This is a genomic window from Ruegeria sp. BHSB196, from assembly GCF_059613135.1.
The window spans coordinates 144,393-160,772 of sequence record NZ_JBXWRY010000001.1; the positions used below are offsets into that span (position 1 = coordinate 144,393).

The window sequence follows — 16,380 nt, forward strand, 5'->3', positions numbered from 1 at the left end:
CCTTTGCCGCGGAAAATCCGCTGTGCCGATGGTGCTGAGCGATCGGAGGCATTGCCAGAGGTGCGGCAACGCGTAGAGATGCGGGGATGGACATGCCCGATCTTCTTACCGTGCTGGTGTTGCTGGCCTCGGGAACCTTTGCCGGGGCGCTGAACGCGGTGGCGGGCGGGGCCACGTTCCTTACGTTTCCGACGCTCATGGCGGTCGGACTGCCGCCAATGGCGGCCAATGCCACGAATTTCGTGGCCTTGGTGCCCGGCAACCTGGCCGCCTTGCCCGCCTTTCGCGGAGAACTGCGCGCAGCGGCGCGCGACCTGCTGCCCCTGCTTTGCGTCTGCGGCGCCGGTGGGGTGGTCGGTGCGGTCGCGCTTCTGTGGCTGGGCGGCGGCGTGTTCGAACGGCTGGTGCCCTGGCTGATGGGCACGGCAACTCTGTTGTTCGCCGCTGCTCCGCATCTGCGCCGCTACGTGGCCGGGACCAGACCCGGACAGGCGGCGGTCTGGCCGATGCTGTTCCTGTTCTCGGTCTATGGCGGCTATTTCGGGGCCGGTCTGGGCCAGATCATGCTGGCGGCGCTGATCCTGGCCGGTTACGCGGATTTCCATCAGGCCAACGCCCTGAAGAACGCCGTGATCGGTTGGATCAGCGTGCTTGCGGTCGTGATCTATGGCCTCAGCGCCGCGGTGGTCTGGCCCTATGCCCTGGTCATGATGGCAGGCGCCACGCTGGGCGGGTATGCGGGCGGCGCGCTGTCGCGGCTGGTCCCGCCAAATGCCCTGCGTCTTGCCGTGATCGCCTTTGGCGCGCTGTTGACGGCCTATTACTTCCTGCGCGGTCAGTAGCCCTCGATCTGCCCGCCCTGCTGCCAGGGTTTGACCAGATTGCCGAACCGCGTGAACTGCGCTTCGAAGGACAGTTCGACCGTTCCGATCGGGCCGTGGCGCTGCTTGCCCACGATCACCTCGGCCTTGCCGTGCAGGCGTTCCATCGCGGCCTTCCACTCTTCCATCTTTTCCAGTTCGTGGTCGCCGGGTTTCTCGCGTTCCTTGTAATACTCCTCGCGGAACACGAACATCACCACGTCGGCATCCTGTTCGATCGAGCCGGATTCCCGCAGGTCGGACAGTTGGGGCCGCTTGTCGTCGCGCGATTCGACCTGCCGCGACAGCTGCGACAGGGCGACGACGGGAATGTTCAACTCCTTGGCGATTGCCTTGAGCCCCATGGAAATCTCGGCGATCTCGTTCACGCGGTTGTCGGCCATGCCCCGGCAGAGCTGCAGATAGTCGATCACCAGCAGATCCAGCCCATGCGTCCGCTTGAGCCGCCGCGCCCGTGCCGCAAGCTGCGCGATGGGCAGGGCGGGCGTGTCGTCGATGAAAAGCGGACAGGCTTCGAGCTCCTTGGCGGCGTCCACGAAGCGGCGGAATTCCGCTTCGGTCATGTCGCCTTGCCGGATCTTGTGCGAGGAAATCTCCGAGGCTTCGGCCAGAATCCGACCCGCCAGCTGTTCGGCGCTCATCTCCAGCGAGAAGAACCCGACCACGCCGCCATCGACCGCGCCTTCGGTGCCGTCGGGTTTCATCCCGCGCTTGTAGGATTTGGCCACGTTGAACGCGATATTGGTGGCCAGCGAGGTCTTGCCCATCGAAGGACGCCCCGCCAGGATGATCAGGTCCGACGGGTGCAGACCGCCCAGCTGCTTGTCGAGATCGGCCAGACCGGTAGAGATCCCGGCCATGCCGCCGCCACGCTGATACGCCTCGTTGGTGACGTTCACGGCCTCGGTGACCGCCTTGAGGAAGGATTTGAATCCCTGCTCGGTCTGGCCCTGCTCGGAAAGCTGATAGAGTTTCTGCTCGGCTTCGACGATCTGCTCTTTCGGTTCGCTTGCCACATCCACCCGCGCGGCCTTGTCCGAGATGTCCCGGCCCAGGCGGATCAGCTCGCGCCGAATCGCCAGGTCATAGATCATCTGGGCATAATCCCGCACGGCAAAGGCGCTGATCGAGGCGCCGGCCAGCTTGACCAGATAGGCCGGCCCGCCCAACTCCTTCAGCCCCTCGTCCTCGGCCAGGAAGGATTTCAGCGTCACCGGCGAGGCAAGCGCATTCTTGGCGATGCGCGCCGCCGCGACCTCGTAGATGCGCGCATGCACCGGATCATAGAAGTGCTCGGCCCCGATGATCGAGGCGACCCGGTCATACAGGTCGTTGTTGGTCAGGATCGCGCCCAGAAGCTGCTGCTCGGCCTCGATCGAATGCGGCATCGTGGTGGGATCCTGGATCTGCGCCGCCGCCTGCTCGATACTGCTTATCTCGTTCATCTCGTCCCCGCTGCCCTTCGGGATTTCTATACGCGCTGCCCCGGATCAAGCCATCTGCAAATGATTGGGGGTAAGTCGGAATAACTGACTTTCACTGCGGGATAAGTGTGGACCCGACTGGGGATAACCTCGAACCATCATGTCACGAAACAAGGACTCCCGCAACATCTTGGGGGCAGTTGCCTTGCCATTCGCAAGATAGGCTGGCGGACTGGCGATTCGGTATTCAAATGTCCCCACTATGCCCACAGGTCGAATTTCAGGATCTCCGGGCTTCTTGCCATTCGCGCGGATCGTTCAGAAACGCCTCCACGCCGGTCAGCGTTTCGGGATCGAACGCGCCTTGCGCGCGGGCTTCGGCGAGCACGTCCCACCAGGTGCACAGGTGATGCAGCCGCACGCCGTGATCGCCCAGCGTCTTCTCGGTTTCGGGGAAGATGCCATAGTAGAAGATGACCGCGGTATGCCCGCAGGTCGCGCCGGTTTCGCGGATCGCGTCGACGAAGCTGAGCTTCGATCCGCCATCGGTGGTCAGATCCTCGACCAGCAGCACCCGTTCACCCTCGCGCATCTTGCCCTCGATCCGGGCGTTGCGGCCATAGCCCTTGGGTTTCTTGCGGACATAGGTCATCGGCAGCGCCATCCGTTCCGCCACCAGCGCGGCAAACGGGATGCCCGCCGTCTCGCCCCCGGCGATGTTGTCGAAAGCCTCGAACCCGGCGTCGCGCAGGATCGTGACCGTCAGGAAATCCATCAGGGTCGCGCGGATGCGCGGGTACGAGATCAGCTTGCGGCAGTCGATATAGGTCGGGCTGGGCAGCCCGCTGGCCAGCGTGAACGGCTCGCGCGCGTTGAAATGCACCGCCTCGATCTCCAGCAGCATCCGCGCGGTCAGGCGGGCGATTTCCTTTGCGTCAGGGTAGCTTGAAGGGATCATGTCATACCATCCTGGGGTCTGGGCGGAGGCGGCGGACGCCTCCGGCGGGAGTATTTGGAGCAAGATGAAGTCAGCTGACGCGCCAATGCAGCGGAAAGCCCGGATCGAAAACGGTGACCGGCCCGTCGCCGGTTTCGATTCTGGCCGGATAGGTCACCGGTGCGCCCTTGGTCAGCGTGATCGTCTCTTCGTTCGGGGGCAGGCGATAGAAGGCCGGGCCGTGCAGCGATGCGAAGCCTTCGAGCCTGTCCAGCGCGCCTTCGCGCTCGAACACCTCGGCCAGCACCGACAGGGTGTTGGTCGCGGTGAAGCATCCGGCGCAGCCGCAGGCGGTTTCCTTGTTCGCATCCGTGTGCGGTGCGCTGTCGGTGCCCAGAAAGAAGCGCGCGTCGCCCGAAGTGGCGGCGGCCAGCAGGGCGCGGCGGTGCTCCTCGCGCTTGGCGACGGGCAGGCAGTAGTAGTGCGGTTTGATCCCGCCCACCAGGATGTGGTTGCGGTTGATGACCAGGTGGTGCGTGGTGATGGTCGCGCCCAGATCGGCGTCGTTCGCCCGCACGTAATCGGCGCCGTCCGAGGTGGTGATGTGTTCCATGACGACCCGCAGACCGGGTGTGGCCCTGCGGATCGGGTCCAGAACGCTGTCGATGAACACGGCCTCGCGGTCGAAGATGTCGATCTCGGCATCCGTCACTTCGCCATGGACGCAGAGCGGCAGGCCGATCTCGGCCATCGTCTCCAGCACGCCGCGTACTTTGTCGAAGTCGCGCACACCCGAGGCCGAATTTGTCGTGGCCCCGGCGGGGTAGAGCTTGACCGCCTTGATCAGCCCGCCGGCATGGGCCTCGGCCACGTCCTCGGGGTCGGTGTCCTCGGTCAGATACAGCGTCATCAGCGGCTCGAACGACATCCCCTCGGGCAGCGCCGCGAGGATGCGGTCGCGATAGGCGGCGGCCTGCGCGCCGGTCACGACCGGCGGCACCAGGTTGGGCATGATGATCGCGCGGGCGAAGTGGCGCGCGGACTCGGGCAGGACGGCTCTCAGCACCGCGCCGTCGCGCAGGTGCAGATGCCAGTCGTCGGGGCGGCGGATCGTGAGGCTTCGGGTCATGGCGCTTCCGCTAGCACAGCCGTGGCGGGCGGAAAAGTCCCGCCGCGACCGACCGAGGCAATTTGCGCGCTTCTCAGCCCCGCATGGGGGAGGCAGGCTGTCGGTGCTGGGAGAACGCATGAAACGCACACTGACTTTCAGGCACGTCTATCCGACCGATCCGGACCGGTTGTTCGAACTGGTCACGGATCTGGATACGCTCGAGGCGGTCTCGCGCCCCTGGATGCGTTTCGATCACCTGCCATCCGGACCGGTGCGCGAAGGACAGGTGATCGACGTGGATCTTTCGCTGTTCGGCCTTCTGCCTGCGCGTCCCTACAAGATGATCGTCACGAAATGCACCGATGCCGATCACCAGATGACCTCGGACGAGACCGGTTTCGGCTCGCATCTGGTGCACCGGCTCGAAGTGCGCCCCTGCGACGAGGGTGCGGAACTGGTGGATGTGATCGAGGTGGAGTCCGGTTGGGTCGCCCCTTTCCTGGCACTCTGGCTCAGGCTGACCCACCGTTGGCGCCATCGCGTCCGATTGCGTCTGTTGAGAAATGCGGGGTGAGGCGTGGCGCGGTCTTGCAATCAATTCGATTTGGCACAGCTTCACCCAGCAGGCGGCTTGACCTGCCAGGCCCGCCGTGACCTGTTGTGCGCGGGAGAGGAGACGAGATGACCCAAACGCGATCCATAGACGGCGTGCAACAGATGCTCGCAGCGCAAGGATATGTGTGCGGCCGCGCGCTGGCGACGGTCGTGTTCCTGGCGCTGAAACTCGGACGCCCCTTGTTTCTGGAGGGTGAGGCCGGCGTCGGCAAGACCGAGATCGCCAAGGCGCTGGCCGCGGGTCTGGGACGCCGCCTGATCCGGCTGCAATGCTACGAGGGTCTCGACGCGGCCTCGGCGGTCTACGAATGGAACTTCCCCGCGCAGATGGTGGCGATCCGAACCGCCGAAGCCGCCGGCGGCGCGGACCGTGCCGCATTGCAATCGGAGCTTTTCTCCGATGAATACCTGATCGAAAGGCCGTTGCTTCAGGCCATGCGCCCCGACGAACAAGGCGCGCCGGTCTTGCTGATCGACGAGCTTGATCGAACCGACGAGCCGTTCGAGGCGTTCCTGCTCGAGGCGCTCAGCGATTTCCAGGTGACGATTCCCGAATTGGGCACGGTTTCGGCGCCCCAACCTCCGGTCGTGATCGTCACGTCGAACCGCACCCGCGAAGTGCATGACGCGCTCAAGCGCCGGTGCCTCTATCACTGGGTGGACTATCCGGATTTCGATCGCGAGGTGGAGATCCTGCACGCCCGCGCGCCCGAAGCCGCCGAAACCCTCAGCCGCGAGATCGTCGCCTTCGTCCAGAAGTTGCGCACCGAGGATCTGTTCAAGAAGCCGGGTGTCGCCGAAACCATCGACTGGGCCAAGTGCCTGCTGGCGCTCGACGTGATCAATCTCAGCCCGGAAGTGATCGGCGACACCGTTGGCGCGATCCTGAAATACCAGGATGACATCCAGAAACTTCAGGGTTCCGAAGCCAAGCGCATTCTGGATCAGGCCAGGGCCACGCTCGAGCCGGCCTGATGCTTCATCTTGCCGAAAATACTCCGGGGGTATGGGGGCAGAGCCCCCATGGAGCGTGATGGCCGAACAGCTCCCGCTCGAGATACCTGACGATCCGAAGCTGGCCCAGAATATCACCCATTTCGCCCGTGCCCTGCGCAAGGCGGGGCTGCCCATCGGGACCGGGCGGGTAGTCGATGCCATCCGCGCGGTCGAAGCGGCGGGTTTCTCGGCGCGGGAAGACTTTTTCTGGACGCTTCATGCCTGTTTCGTCAGCCGTCCCGAGCATCGGGAGGTCTTCGCCCAGGTGTTCCGCCTCTACTGGCGCGACCCGCGCTACCTGGAGCACATGATGGCGATGATGTTGCCGGCCCTTCGCGGCGTGCAGGAGGAGCGCAAGGCGGACGCCGCGGAAAAACGTGCCGCCGAGGCGCTTCTCGACGCGCTCGAACGCGACCGTCCCGACACGTCCGGCACGGAAGAGGACTCCGAAGTCGAGATCGACGCCTCGCTGACCGCAAGCGGCGAAGAGCGTCTGCGAACTCTCGATTTCGAACAGATGAGCACCGCCGAGATCGCCGCGGCCAAACGCATGCTCGCGCGTCTCACCCTGCCCGTGAAGCCCATAGCGTCGCGGCGGGGGCAGGCCAGTCCCCTGGGCCATCGGATCGACCGGGCGCGCACCCTGCGCGCGGCGATGCGGCAGGGGGGCGACCTGCGCGACATCGCGCGGAAGAAACCGCGCCCGCGCTGGCCCAACCTGGTCGTGCTGTGCGACATTTCCGGATCGATGAGCCAGTACAGCCGCATCGTGCTGCACTTCCTGCATGCGGTTTCGAATTACAAGGGGGCGGGCTGGGCCAGGGTCCACGCTTTCACCTTCGGCACCCGCCTGACCAACATCACCCGCCATCTGCATCAGCGCGACGTGGATGCAGCCCTTGCGGCGGCGGGGGCCGAGGCGCAGGACTGGGAAGGCGGCACGCGCATCGGCGCGTGCCTGCATGCGTTCAACCGGGACTGGTCGCGCCGGGTGATGGGCCAGGGTGCGGTGGTGCTGTTGATATCGGACGGTCTCGACCGGGGCGACCCGGCGGTTCTGGCGCATGAGATGGAGCGGTTGCACCTGTCTTCGCGCCGCCTGATCTGGCTGAACCCGCTCTTGCGCTGGGATGCATTCGCCCCCAGAGCGCAGGGAATCGCCGCCATGCTGCCGCATGTGGACAGCATCCGGGCCGGCCATTCGATCGCGTCGCTGGAAGACCTGGCCGGGGTGATCTCGGCGCCCGACGACGTGGGGGAGAAGACGCGGCTGATGGCGCAGGTGACGCAAGGCTGACTTTCTCTCGGCCCGGGTCGAGGCGGCAACCGGGGCGAGGGGCGCTGCCCCTCTTGCCCTGCGGGCAATTCACCCCGGGGTATTTCGGACCAGAAAGAAGCCCTGCGACGGGACGCGCCGGGTTGCCGGGCCCGGTATGTCGCGCGAGCGGCCGCGAACGATCGCGGCGAGGCCCACCTAGCCGAGCAGCTTGGCGTTGCACTCCCGCGCCATTTCGATGGCCTTGTAGGTGCCCGTCAGATCGACGGTGAAGCCGAACTCCTTTTCCGGGAAGACGGCCATCACCTTCTCCTTCGCGACGGCGTCGACGAAGCCTGGATCGTCGGTCAGAACGTAGCCGCCGGAATATCCCTTGGTGATGTTGCCGCGCATGCCGGTGGCTTCCCCGACATAGAGCTTGTCGCCCAGCAGGATCGCGACCGCTTCCTTTTCGCCTTTCTTGATGTTGGTTTCAGCCTTGGTGAAGACGCCGACATAGGCGACGCCCCGATCCTGTGTCAGGCCCATCTGCACCACGTTTTCGGCGTCATCGACGGCCTCGATCAGGCAGGACTGCTTTTCGTTGTCGATGAAGACCTTCCAGCCTTCGACCTCGCCGTAGCGCTCGAACGTATCCGCCCAGGCGGCGGAGGATGCCAAAACGACTCCAAGGGTTGCGCAAGTTTTCATGACAAGTTTCATTGCTCTACATCCTTCAATCAATGGTTTTGGCCCCTTCGGTCGCCGGGCCCGGGCTCAGCATGAGGCGGGGCGCGCGACTTCGCAAGCGGGTGCGCGGAAATCTGCGGAGACAGCGACTTGATCTATGTCATGCGGGAATTGGAATGTGTATGATATTCTGACAACGGAATGTGAAAGTTCGAAAGGGAAACGCCATGCCACTGAACTGGAAAACCGGCGGGTTGTTGCTGGGGCTGGTCTTTTTTGCCGCGGTCCTGCTGGTCAAACCCATCGGCGTCTCGACGCAATTCGTGATTCTGGACGGGATCATCGCCGATGCCGCAAATCCGGGCTTCGTGACGCAGACCGATGACGGCTATACCTCGACCAACGCCTACATGGCCAAGTCGGGGGGCAAATATGCCAAATCCGTCGCCAATCCGCTGAACTACTCCTTTGTCTTCGTGATTGCCATGATGATCGGCGGCTTTCTGTCGGTACTCGCCCGCGGCGGGCTTTCGCGGGAGGAGCGGTCCGTGCCCGCGCTCTGGCGCGCCAATTTCGGAGACAGCCGGGTCAAGCGCTATGCGGCGGCCTTTCTCGGCGGCTTCATCGTGCTCTACGGCGCACGGCTCGCCGGCGGGTGCACGTCGGGCCACATGATGTCGGGGATGATGCAGACGGCACTCAGCGGCTACATCTTTGCCGCCGGAGCCTTCGCCGCCGCCATTCCCGTATCCATGATGATGTTCAGAAAGGAGGCCTGATCCATGACCTCGATTCTTCTTGCACTGGTGATCGGCGCCGCCTTTGGCGCGGTGCTGGACCGGGTGGGGGCCGCGAACCCGTCCTACATCAACGCGATGCTCAACCTGACCAACCTCAATCTGGCCAAGGCCATCCTGCTGGCCATCGGAACCGGATCGGTTCTGATGTTCGGGGGGCAGATGCTGGGGCTGGTCGATGTGGGCCACATGTCGGTCAAGACCGCCTATGCCGGCGTGTTCCTCGGCGGGCTGCTGCTGGGGGCCGGGTGGGCGATCGCCGGCTATTGCCCCGGAACGGGTGTCGTGGCGGCGGCGTCGGGCCGCAAGGACGCGCTGTTTTTCATCGCCGGAGGATTGCTGGGCGCGGCCGCCTACATGGCGACCTATCCGGCTTGGAAAGCCTCGGGACTGCTCGACAAGTTCGCGGGCGGCGCGGTGACGCTGGGCAGCGTGCCGGGATCGAAATACGACGGTCTCACCGGTTTGCCCGGTGACGTTCTGGGCATCGTGCTGGGGCTGGTCTTCGTCGCCGTCGCCTTTGCCCTGCCCGAACGCCTGGTCGGTCAGCCGGCCCGGACGCAGCCGGCCGAGTAGGACACAAGGGACGCGCGCGGCGACTCGCGCTATTTTCCCCGCCGCGCGTCAGCGGCCCGGCGTTCCGTGTTCCCGCCGGGCCGCTTTTCATTGCGCGATTCCTCCTTATGTTGGTTCACAGCACCCCGGGAGGAGCAGATGGACAGATTCGACAACGGTCCCGAGACGGCCCTGCGCTGGCACCGCAAGGGCCTGGGCGCGGCGCTGGCCACCGTGGTCGAGACCTGGGGCAGCGCGCCGCGCCGGGTCGGCGCGCAGCTCGTCATAGGCGGCGACGGCCGGATCGAAGGATCGGTCTCCGGCGGCTGCGTCGAAGGCGCGGTGATCGTCGAGGCGCTGGAAGCCATCGAAGAGGGGGAGGCGCGGCTCCTGGAATTCGGCGTCAGCGACGAGGATGCCTTTGCCGTGGGTCTGGCCTGTGGCGGCACCATCCGGGTTTTGGTGGAACCGGTGGGACGGGTCTTGCCCGAGGCCATGCTGGCCGATCTGGTGAAGGCCCGTGCCGGGCGCGACCCCGTGGCCTACGAAGTCAATCTCGCGACCGGGCATCGCGCCCTGAAACGGAATGCCTATCCCGACCGGATGCGGATGGATCGGTCGGGCTTCGAGGAGGATGGAGAGACCTTCGTCGCGGTCCACAACCCGCCTCTGAGGCTGATCGTCGTGGGCGCGGTCCACATCGCGCAGGCGCTGGTGCCGATGGCGCGGATCGCGGGCTATGATCCGGTGATCGTCGATCCGCGCGATGCCTTCGCGTCCGAGAAACGCTTTCCCGGCGAAACCATCCTGACCGACTGGCCGGACGAGGCGGTGGCGCGGCTGGGGCTCGATTCGCGCACCGCGCTCGTGCTGCTGACCCATGATCCCAAGCTTGACGATCCGGCGCTGGAGGCGGCCCTGCGGGCGGGAGTGTTCTATATCGGCGCTCTGGGTTCGACCCGCACGCATGCCAAGCGGGTCGAACGGATGAAGGCCGCCGGGTTCTCGGACACGGACATCGGGCGCATTCACGGCCCGATCGGGCTGGATATCGGCGCGGCGGGTCCGTCCGAGATCGCCGTGGCGATTCTGGCCCAGATGACGGCCGTGTTGCGGGGCAAGGCGTGAAGTTCGGACCGGTTCCCGTCGCCGAGGCCGAAGGCGCCGTGCTCGCCCATTCGGTCAAGGTGGGCGACCGCAAGCTGCGCAAGGGGCTGACGCTTGCGGGCGAGCATCTGGCCGCCCTGGGCGCGGCGGGAATATCCGAGGTCATCGTGGCCCGGCTGGAACCCGGCGACCGGCATGAGAACGACGCCGCGCGCGTACTTGCGCAGGCACTGGTTCCGGACCCGGCGGCGGCCAATCTGCGCGTGACCGATCCCTTCACCGGCAGGGTCAACATCCTGGCCGACGGGCCGGGCGTGGTCGTGCTGGATGTCGCGGCCATCGAACGGTTCAATCAGGTCCACCCCATGATTACCGTCGCGACGGTGCCGCAGTATCAGCAGATGGGCACCGGCGGCATGGTCGCGACGATCAAGGTGATCTCCTACGCCGTGCCAGGGGCCGACGTTGACAAGGCGGCGGATCTGGCGCGGGCCTCGATCCGGCTTGTGCGCCCGGTTCACGGCAGCGCGGGGCTGGTCGTGACCGACATTCCGGGCGGGCCGTCCAACGACAAGGGCATCGCCTCGGTTCGGGGCCGGGTCGAGGCGCTGGGCATGGAACTGTCCGACATCCGGACGGTCCGGCACAGGGCCCGGGATCTGGCCGAGGCGGTTGCGCAGGTCGGGGGCGATCTGGTCATGATCCTGACCGGTTCGGCGACCTCGGACCCGGACGATGTCGCCCCCAGCGCCGTGCGTATGGCCGGTGGCACGGTGGACCGGTTCGGCATGCCGGTCGATCCCGGGAACCTGCTGTTTCTGGGGCAGATCGGACCGCGCCCGGTGATCGGCCTGCCGGGCTGCGCCCGGTCGCCGGCGTTGAACGGGGCCGACTGGGTGTTGTCGCGGGTGGCCTGCGGAATCGAGACCACCGGCGCGGACATCGCGGCGATGGGGGTGGGCGGCCTGCTCAAGGAAATCCCGACGCGCCCGCAGCCGCGGGCCGGCAAGTCCAAGTGACGCAGCGGCAGAGTGGTCCGAGCCAGGCCATGGCTTAGCTTGTGAAAGTCGCGTCCGCGTATCGCGTCGAAGGCGACGAATATTTTTGTTCTCAAACGAATTTTCCCATGTTTAACTCCCACCCAAGGGAGAAAAATCAAAAGGGAGGATCTCATGGCACAGGTCGCAATGACCGTGAACGGGAAATCCGTGACCGGTGATGTCGAAGGCCGGACGCTGCTGTCCACTTTTCTGCGCGATCACCTGTCGCTGACCGGAACGCATGTCGGCTGCGACACCGCGCAATGCGGGGCCTGCGTCGTCCATGTCGATGGCGAGGCGGTCAAGTCCTGCAACATGCTGGCGCTGGAGGCCGACGGATCTGCGGTGGACACGATCGAAGGGCAGGCCAACGCCGACGGGTCGCTGAACGTGATCCAGCAGGCCTTTCAGGATCATCACGGGCTGCAATGCGGCTTCTGCACGCCGGGCATGGTGATGTCGGCGGCGGCGCTGCTCAAGGAAAACCCGCGCCCGACCGAGGCCGAGATCCGCAAATACCTGGAAGGCAACCTGTGCCGCTGCACCGGGTATCACAACATCGTCAAGGCGATCATGGCCGCGTCCGGACAGGACGTGAGCCGCATCGCCGCCGAATGATGCCGCTGCGGGCGCCGGGGAGGCGCCCGTGGATGACGCAACGATGCGCCCGGCGCGCATCGCCTTAGGGAGGAGAACCAGCAATGCCCAAAGACAGTGGCATCGGAGCCAGTTCCAAGCGCCGCGAGGACGTGCGCTTTCTGACCGGAGCGGGCAACTACACCGACGACATCAACGTGCGCGGCCAGGCCTATGTGCATTTCCTGCGCTCCGACATTGCGCACGGGCGGATCAACAGCCTCGACACTTCCGCGGCCGAGGCGATGCCCGGCGTGGTGCGCGTGTTCACCGGCAAGGATTTCGAAGGGGTCGGCGGGCTGCCCTGCGGCTGGGAAGTGGCCGACCGGCACGGCGCGCCGATGCAGGAACCGCCGCACCCGATCCTGGCGCAAGGCAAGGTCCGCCATGTGGGCGATCCGTTCGCGGCGGTTGTCGCGGACACCGCCGAACAGGCGCGTGACGCCGCCGAAGCCATCGTCTTCGACATCGAAGAACTGCCGGCGGTCATCGACATGAAGGCCGCGGCCGAGGACGGGGCGGTCAAGGTCCACGACGATCTGAAATCCAACATCTGCTATGACTGGATGCTGGGCGAAACCGACAATGCCAAGGTGGACGAGGTCTTTGCCAATGCCGCCCATGTCACGACGCTGGAACTGGTCAACAACCGGCTTGTGGCCAACCCGATGGAACCGCGGGTCTGCGTCGCCGAATACAGCCGCGGCACCGACGACTACACGCTCTACACCACCTCGCAGAACCCGCATGTGATCCGGCTGCTGATGTGCGCCTTCGTGCTGGGGTTGCCGGAACACAAGGTGCGCGTGGTTGCTCCGGATGTGGGCGGCGGCTTCGGCTCCAAGATCTTCCACTACGCGGAAGAGGCGTTCTGCACCTTTGCGGCCAAAGCCTGCAACCGGCCGGTCAAATGGACCGCCAGCCGCAGCGAAGCGTTCATGTCGGACGCCCAGGGCCGCGATCACGTGACCAGGATCGAGCTGGCGCTGGACGCGCAGAACAACTTTACCGGATTGCGCACCCATACCTTCGCCAATCTCGGGGCCTATCTCTCGACCTTTTCCAGCTCGGTGCCGACCTGGCTGCACGGTACGCTGATGGCGGGCAACTACAAGACGCCGGTCATCCAGGTGAACGTCAAGGCGATGTTCACCAACACGGTGCCGGTGGACGCCTATCGCGGCGCGGGCCGCCCCGAGGCGACGTTCCAGCTGGAGCGGGTGATCGACAAGGCGGCGCGCGAACTTGGGGTCGATCCGATCGCGCTGCGCCGTCAGAACTTCATCACTGAGTTCCCCTATGACACGCCGGTGGCGCTGACCTATGACACCGGCAACTATCACGGCACGATGGACAAGCTCGAGGCCGCCGCCGATCTGGCCGGGTTCCCGTCGCGGCGCGCGGAAAGCGAGGCCCGGGGCAAGCTGCGCGGCCTGGGCATCAACTGCTATATCGAGGCCTGCGGCATCGCGCCCTCGAACATCGTGGGCATGCTGGGCGCGCGTGCCGGGCTCTACGACGCGGCGACGGTACGGGTGAACGCCACCGGTTCGATCAGCGTCATGGTCGGCGCGCACAGCCACGGGCAGGGGCACGAAACCTCGTTCCCGCAGATCGTGGCGGAGATGATCGGCATCGACGAGTCGATGGTCGAGATCGTGCATGGCGACACCTCCAAGATCCCCTTCGGCATGGGCACCTATGGCTCGCGCAGCCTTGCGGTCTGTGGCTCGGCCATGGTCAAGGCGACCGAGAAGGTGATCGACAAGGCCAAGAAGATCGCGGCGCACCTGCTGGAAGCCTCGGAGGCCGATATCGAGCTGAAGGACGGCCAGTTCTCCGTGGCGGGCACCGACAAGTCGGTGGCCTGGGGCGATGTCACCCTGACCGCATATGTGCCCCACAACTATCCGCTGGAATTCACCGAACCGGGGCTTGAGGAGACCGCCTTCTACGATCCGGCGAACTTCACCTTCCCGGCCGGCGCATATGCCTGCGAGGTGGAAGTGGACCCGGAAACCGGCCAGGTCACAATCGAGCGTTTCACGGCCGCGGACGATTTCGGCAACATCATCAATCCGATGATCGTCGATGGCCAGGTGCATGGCGGCATCGGTCAAGGGATCGGACAGGCCTTGCTGGAGAACTGCGTCTACGACGAGAACGGCCAGCTGCTGAGCGCGACCTTCATGGACTATGCGATGCCGCGCGCCGATGACGTGCCATTCTATACGGTCGATCATTCCAGCCAGACGCCGTGCACCCACAATCCGCTGGGGGTGAAGGGCTGTGGCGAGGCCGGGGCGATCGGGTCTCCGCCGTCGGTGGTGAATGCGGTGATCGACGCGCTGCATTCGGCCGGCAAGACGGTGGATCACATCGACATGCCGGTGAGTCCGTCGCGCGTCTGGGCGGCGATGAACGGATGAGTTGAGAGGGCGGGTGCGAGGGGCCGGCCCCTCGCGCTCCCCGGAGTATTTTCAGCAAGATGAAGTGGCAGCCTCGGGCTTGCGGACTTCAGGAGGACGAGATGTACAGCTTCGAATTCGAAAAGCCTACGACCATCGCCGAGGCGGTAGCCGCGCTTGCGACGGAAGAGGCGCAGGCGCTGGGCGGCGGGCAGACGCTGATCCCGACACTGAAGCAGCGGCTGGCGGCGCCGGCCAAGCTGGTGAGCCTGAGCGGCATCGCCGAGATGAAGGGCGTTTGCGTCGAGGATGACGGGGCGCTCGCCATCGGCGGGGCGACGACCCATGCGACCGTGGCCCGCGAGGCCGCGGACCGGTACCCGGCGCTGGCGGCGCTGGCCGGGGGCATCGGCGATCCGGCGGTGCGCAACCGCGGCACCATCGGCGGGTCATTGGCCAACAACGATCCGGCGGCGTGCTATCCGGCGGCGGCGCTGGGATTAGGCGCGACCATCGTCACCAATGCGCGCCAGATCGCCGCGGACGACTTCTTTCAGGGCATGTTCGAAACGGTTCTGAACGACGGGGAACTCATCACCTCGGTGCGGTTCCCGGTTCCGCAGGCGGCGAATTACCAGAAGTTCCTGCAGCCGGCCTCGCGCTTTGCGCTGGTCGGCGTGTTTCTGGCGCGGTTCGCGGACGGCGTCCGGGTCGCCGTCACCGGCGCTTCGGAAAACGGCGTGTTCCGTTGGAGCGAGGCCGAGCAGGCGCTCAACCACGATTTCCGCACCGATGCGCTCATGGACCTGCGCATCAATCCGATGAACATGATCGCGGATCTGCACGGAACCAAGGAATACCGCGCGCATCTCGTATCGGTTCTCACCAAGCGCGCCGTGGCGGCGGCCAGCTGACGCGGCACGGCTTTCCCGCCCCTGCCGCGCGGGGCGGGCGGTGTCAGGGTCGCCGGATACGGGGCGGTTTCGGCGCCTGCCAATAGGCGCCGGTATCCTCGCGCATCGCCTTGTATTCCGCGATCCGCAGGCGCGCGGCGTCGCCGCCGGCGGTGACGAGGTGGCCGAGCAGACATTCCAGAACCACCATCGCCCCGGCGAAGCATCCGAAATGGTGCTGCGACTGGGTGCTGACCGGCAGCACCACGTCCGGGTCGATCCTGGGCGCGATGACGTCGCTGTCGGACACCAGCACGATCCGGGCGCCGCGCCCCCTGGCAAACCGCAGCGTCTTGATCGTTTCGGCGGAATAGGGCGCCACCGTGATCGCCAGCAGACAGTCGTTTTGATCCGCGTCCACCAGATCGTCCACCGCCGATCCCATGTGGCGCGGCACCAATTGCAGGCCGGGCAGGGCCATGCGGCCCACATAGTGGAAATAGTAGGCCAGCGCATAGCTGACCCGCGTGGCGGTGACGAAGCAGCGGCGTGATGTCGTGATGTCGGCGACGGCGGTGCGGACCTTGTCCGGATCGAGCAGCCGCAGCGAGCGGGTGACGATGTTGATCTCGTTGCGCGCCAGCGCGGCCTGGGCCCGGGCAAAGGCATCGCCGCCGGACATGCGGTCCAGCCAATCCGTCCCCAGACGCTCCTCGCTTTCCGTGACCAGGGCGGAGCGGAACGGCGCGCGGAAGGCTTCGAACCCGTCATAGCCCATGCGGTCCGCCAGCCGGACGAGCGAATTGGAACTGACCCCGATCTTGTTCGCCGTCACCCGGATCGGATCGATCCCGAAATCGCCGGGATGATCGATGATGTATTTGGCTGCAGCCTGGAGCTGCGGCGGCAGCCGGTCGATGGCGGATCTGAGCCGGGCCACCAGTTGGATATGGGAGTGATCTGACATGCGTGGACAAGAACACATGTTCTTGATTCTGGGAATTGAAAACATGTGCGCGCATGGGATTAGATCGG

Annotated in this window: 16 protein-coding genes; 11 read left to right on the forward strand and 5 right to left on the reverse strand. The window is 65.5% G+C overall.

What is annotated here, in order from left to right; all coding sequences use genetic code 11:
• The first annotated feature begins 92 nt into the window (after positions 1 to 92).
• Positions 93 to 842, forward strand: coding sequence for a sulfite exporter TauE/SafE family protein (locus AC2FNJ_RS00730; RefSeq protein ID WP_496761665.1), 750 nt, complete (start codon positions 93 to 95; stop codon positions 840 to 842).
• Here AC2FNJ_RS00730 and AC2FNJ_RS00735 read toward each other — a convergent pair.
• From AC2FNJ_RS00735 to pyrC, 3 genes are all read right to left on the reverse strand, one after another.
• A complete protein-coding gene (locus tag AC2FNJ_RS00735) occupies positions 836 to 2,326 on the reverse strand; it encodes a replicative DNA helicase (protein ID WP_496761666.1) in 1,491 nt (496 codons plus the stop codon). The two genes, AC2FNJ_RS00730 and AC2FNJ_RS00735, sit on opposite strands and share 7 nt — an antisense overlap.
• A 259-nt stretch (positions 2,327 to 2,585) precedes the next feature.
• A complete protein-coding gene (locus AC2FNJ_RS00740; RefSeq protein WP_496761667.1) occupies positions 2,586 to 3,263 on the reverse strand; it encodes an orotate phosphoribosyltransferase in 678 nt (225 codons plus the stop codon).
• Between the two features lie 70 nt (positions 3,264 to 3,333).
• The gene (gene pyrC / locus AC2FNJ_RS00745; RefSeq protein WP_496761668.1) at positions 3,334 to 4,371 is read right to left on the reverse strand and encodes a dihydroorotase; all 1,038 of its coding nucleotides are present in this window, start codon (positions 4,369 to 4,371) and stop codon (positions 3,334 to 3,336) included.
• A 118-nt stretch (positions 4,372 to 4,489) separates the two neighbouring features.
• Here pyrC and AC2FNJ_RS00750 point away from each other — a divergent pair, with 118 nt between their 5' ends.
• The 3 genes from AC2FNJ_RS00750 to AC2FNJ_RS00760 all read left to right on the forward strand — a co-directional run bounded on the left by AC2FNJ_RS00750 (position 4,490) and on the right by AC2FNJ_RS00760 (position 7,261).
• A complete protein-coding gene (locus tag AC2FNJ_RS00750; RefSeq protein ID WP_496761669.1) occupies positions 4,490 to 4,927 on the forward strand; it encodes an SRPBCC family protein in 438 nt (145 codons plus the stop codon).
• A gap of 107 nt (positions 4,928 to 5,034) precedes the next feature.
• Positions 5,035 to 5,943 (forward strand): AAA family ATPase, encoded by a 909-nt coding sequence (locus AC2FNJ_RS00755; protein ID WP_496761670.1) that lies wholly within the window; start codon positions 5,035 to 5,037, stop codon positions 5,941 to 5,943.
• Positions 5,944 to 6,001: 58 nt separating this feature from the next.
• Positions 6,002 to 7,261: a vWA domain-containing protein gene (locus AC2FNJ_RS00760; protein WP_496761671.1), complete on the forward strand. Its 1,260-nt coding sequence runs from the start codon at positions 6,002 to 6,004 to the stop codon at positions 7,259 to 7,261.
• Positions 7,262 to 7,438: 177 nt separating this feature from the next.
• On the opposite strand, the gene AC2FNJ_RS00765 is transcribed toward AC2FNJ_RS00760, so the two are convergent.
• Positions 7,439 to 7,930 (reverse strand): hypothetical protein, encoded by a 492-nt coding sequence (locus tag AC2FNJ_RS00765; RefSeq protein ID WP_496761672.1) that lies wholly within the window; start codon positions 7,928 to 7,930, stop codon positions 7,439 to 7,441.
• 206 nt (positions 7,931 to 8,136) lie between these two features.
• Between AC2FNJ_RS00765 and AC2FNJ_RS00770 the strand changes: the two genes are divergently transcribed.
• The 7 genes from AC2FNJ_RS00770 to AC2FNJ_RS00800 all read left to right on the forward strand — a co-directional run bounded on the left by AC2FNJ_RS00770 (position 8,137) and on the right by AC2FNJ_RS00800 (position 15,366).
• Positions 8,137 to 8,688, forward strand: a complete 552-nt coding sequence (locus AC2FNJ_RS00770; protein WP_496761673.1) for a YeeE/YedE thiosulfate transporter family protein — start codon at positions 8,137 to 8,139, stop codon at positions 8,686 to 8,688.
• 3 nt (positions 8,689 to 8,691) lie between these two features.
• Entirely contained in the window at positions 8,692 to 9,282 is a 591-nt protein-coding gene (locus tag AC2FNJ_RS00775; protein WP_496761674.1) for a DUF6691 family protein, read from the forward strand.
• 138 nt (positions 9,283 to 9,420) lie between these two features.
• Positions 9,421 to 10,389, forward strand: a complete 969-nt coding sequence (locus AC2FNJ_RS00780; RefSeq protein ID WP_496761675.1) for an XdhC family protein — start codon at positions 9,421 to 9,423, stop codon at positions 10,387 to 10,389.
• Positions 10,386 to 11,387 carry a molybdopterin-binding protein gene (locus tag AC2FNJ_RS00785; protein WP_496761676.1) on the forward strand — a complete coding sequence of 334 codons (1,002 nt, stop codon included), beginning with the start codon at positions 10,386 to 10,388 and terminating at the stop codon, positions 11,385 to 11,387. Before AC2FNJ_RS00780 ends, AC2FNJ_RS00785 begins: the two co-directional genes overlap by 4 nt.
• Before the next feature lie 153 nt (positions 11,388 to 11,540).
• Positions 11,541 to 12,026: a (2Fe-2S)-binding protein gene (locus AC2FNJ_RS00790; RefSeq protein ID WP_496761677.1), complete on the forward strand. Its 486-nt coding sequence runs from the start codon at positions 11,541 to 11,543 to the stop codon at positions 12,024 to 12,026.
• Positions 12,027 to 12,109: 83 nt separating this feature from the next.
• Positions 12,110 to 14,473 carry a xanthine dehydrogenase family protein molybdopterin-binding subunit gene (locus tag AC2FNJ_RS00795; RefSeq protein ID WP_496761678.1) on the forward strand — a complete coding sequence of 788 codons (2,364 nt, stop codon included), beginning with the start codon at positions 12,110 to 12,112 and terminating at the stop codon, positions 14,471 to 14,473.
• Between the two features lie 101 nt (positions 14,474 to 14,574).
• Positions 14,575 to 15,366, forward strand: coding sequence for an FAD binding domain-containing protein (locus tag AC2FNJ_RS00800; RefSeq protein ID WP_496761679.1), 792 nt, complete (start codon positions 14,575 to 14,577; stop codon positions 15,364 to 15,366).
• A 43-nt stretch (positions 15,367 to 15,409) separates the two neighbouring features.
• On the opposite strand, the gene AC2FNJ_RS00805 is transcribed toward AC2FNJ_RS00800, so the two are convergent.
• Positions 15,410 to 16,312, reverse strand: a complete 903-nt coding sequence (locus AC2FNJ_RS00805) for a MurR/RpiR family transcriptional regulator (RefSeq protein ID WP_496761680.1) — start codon at positions 16,310 to 16,312, stop codon at positions 15,410 to 15,412.
• Between the last annotated feature and the right edge of the window lie 68 nt (positions 16,313 to 16,380).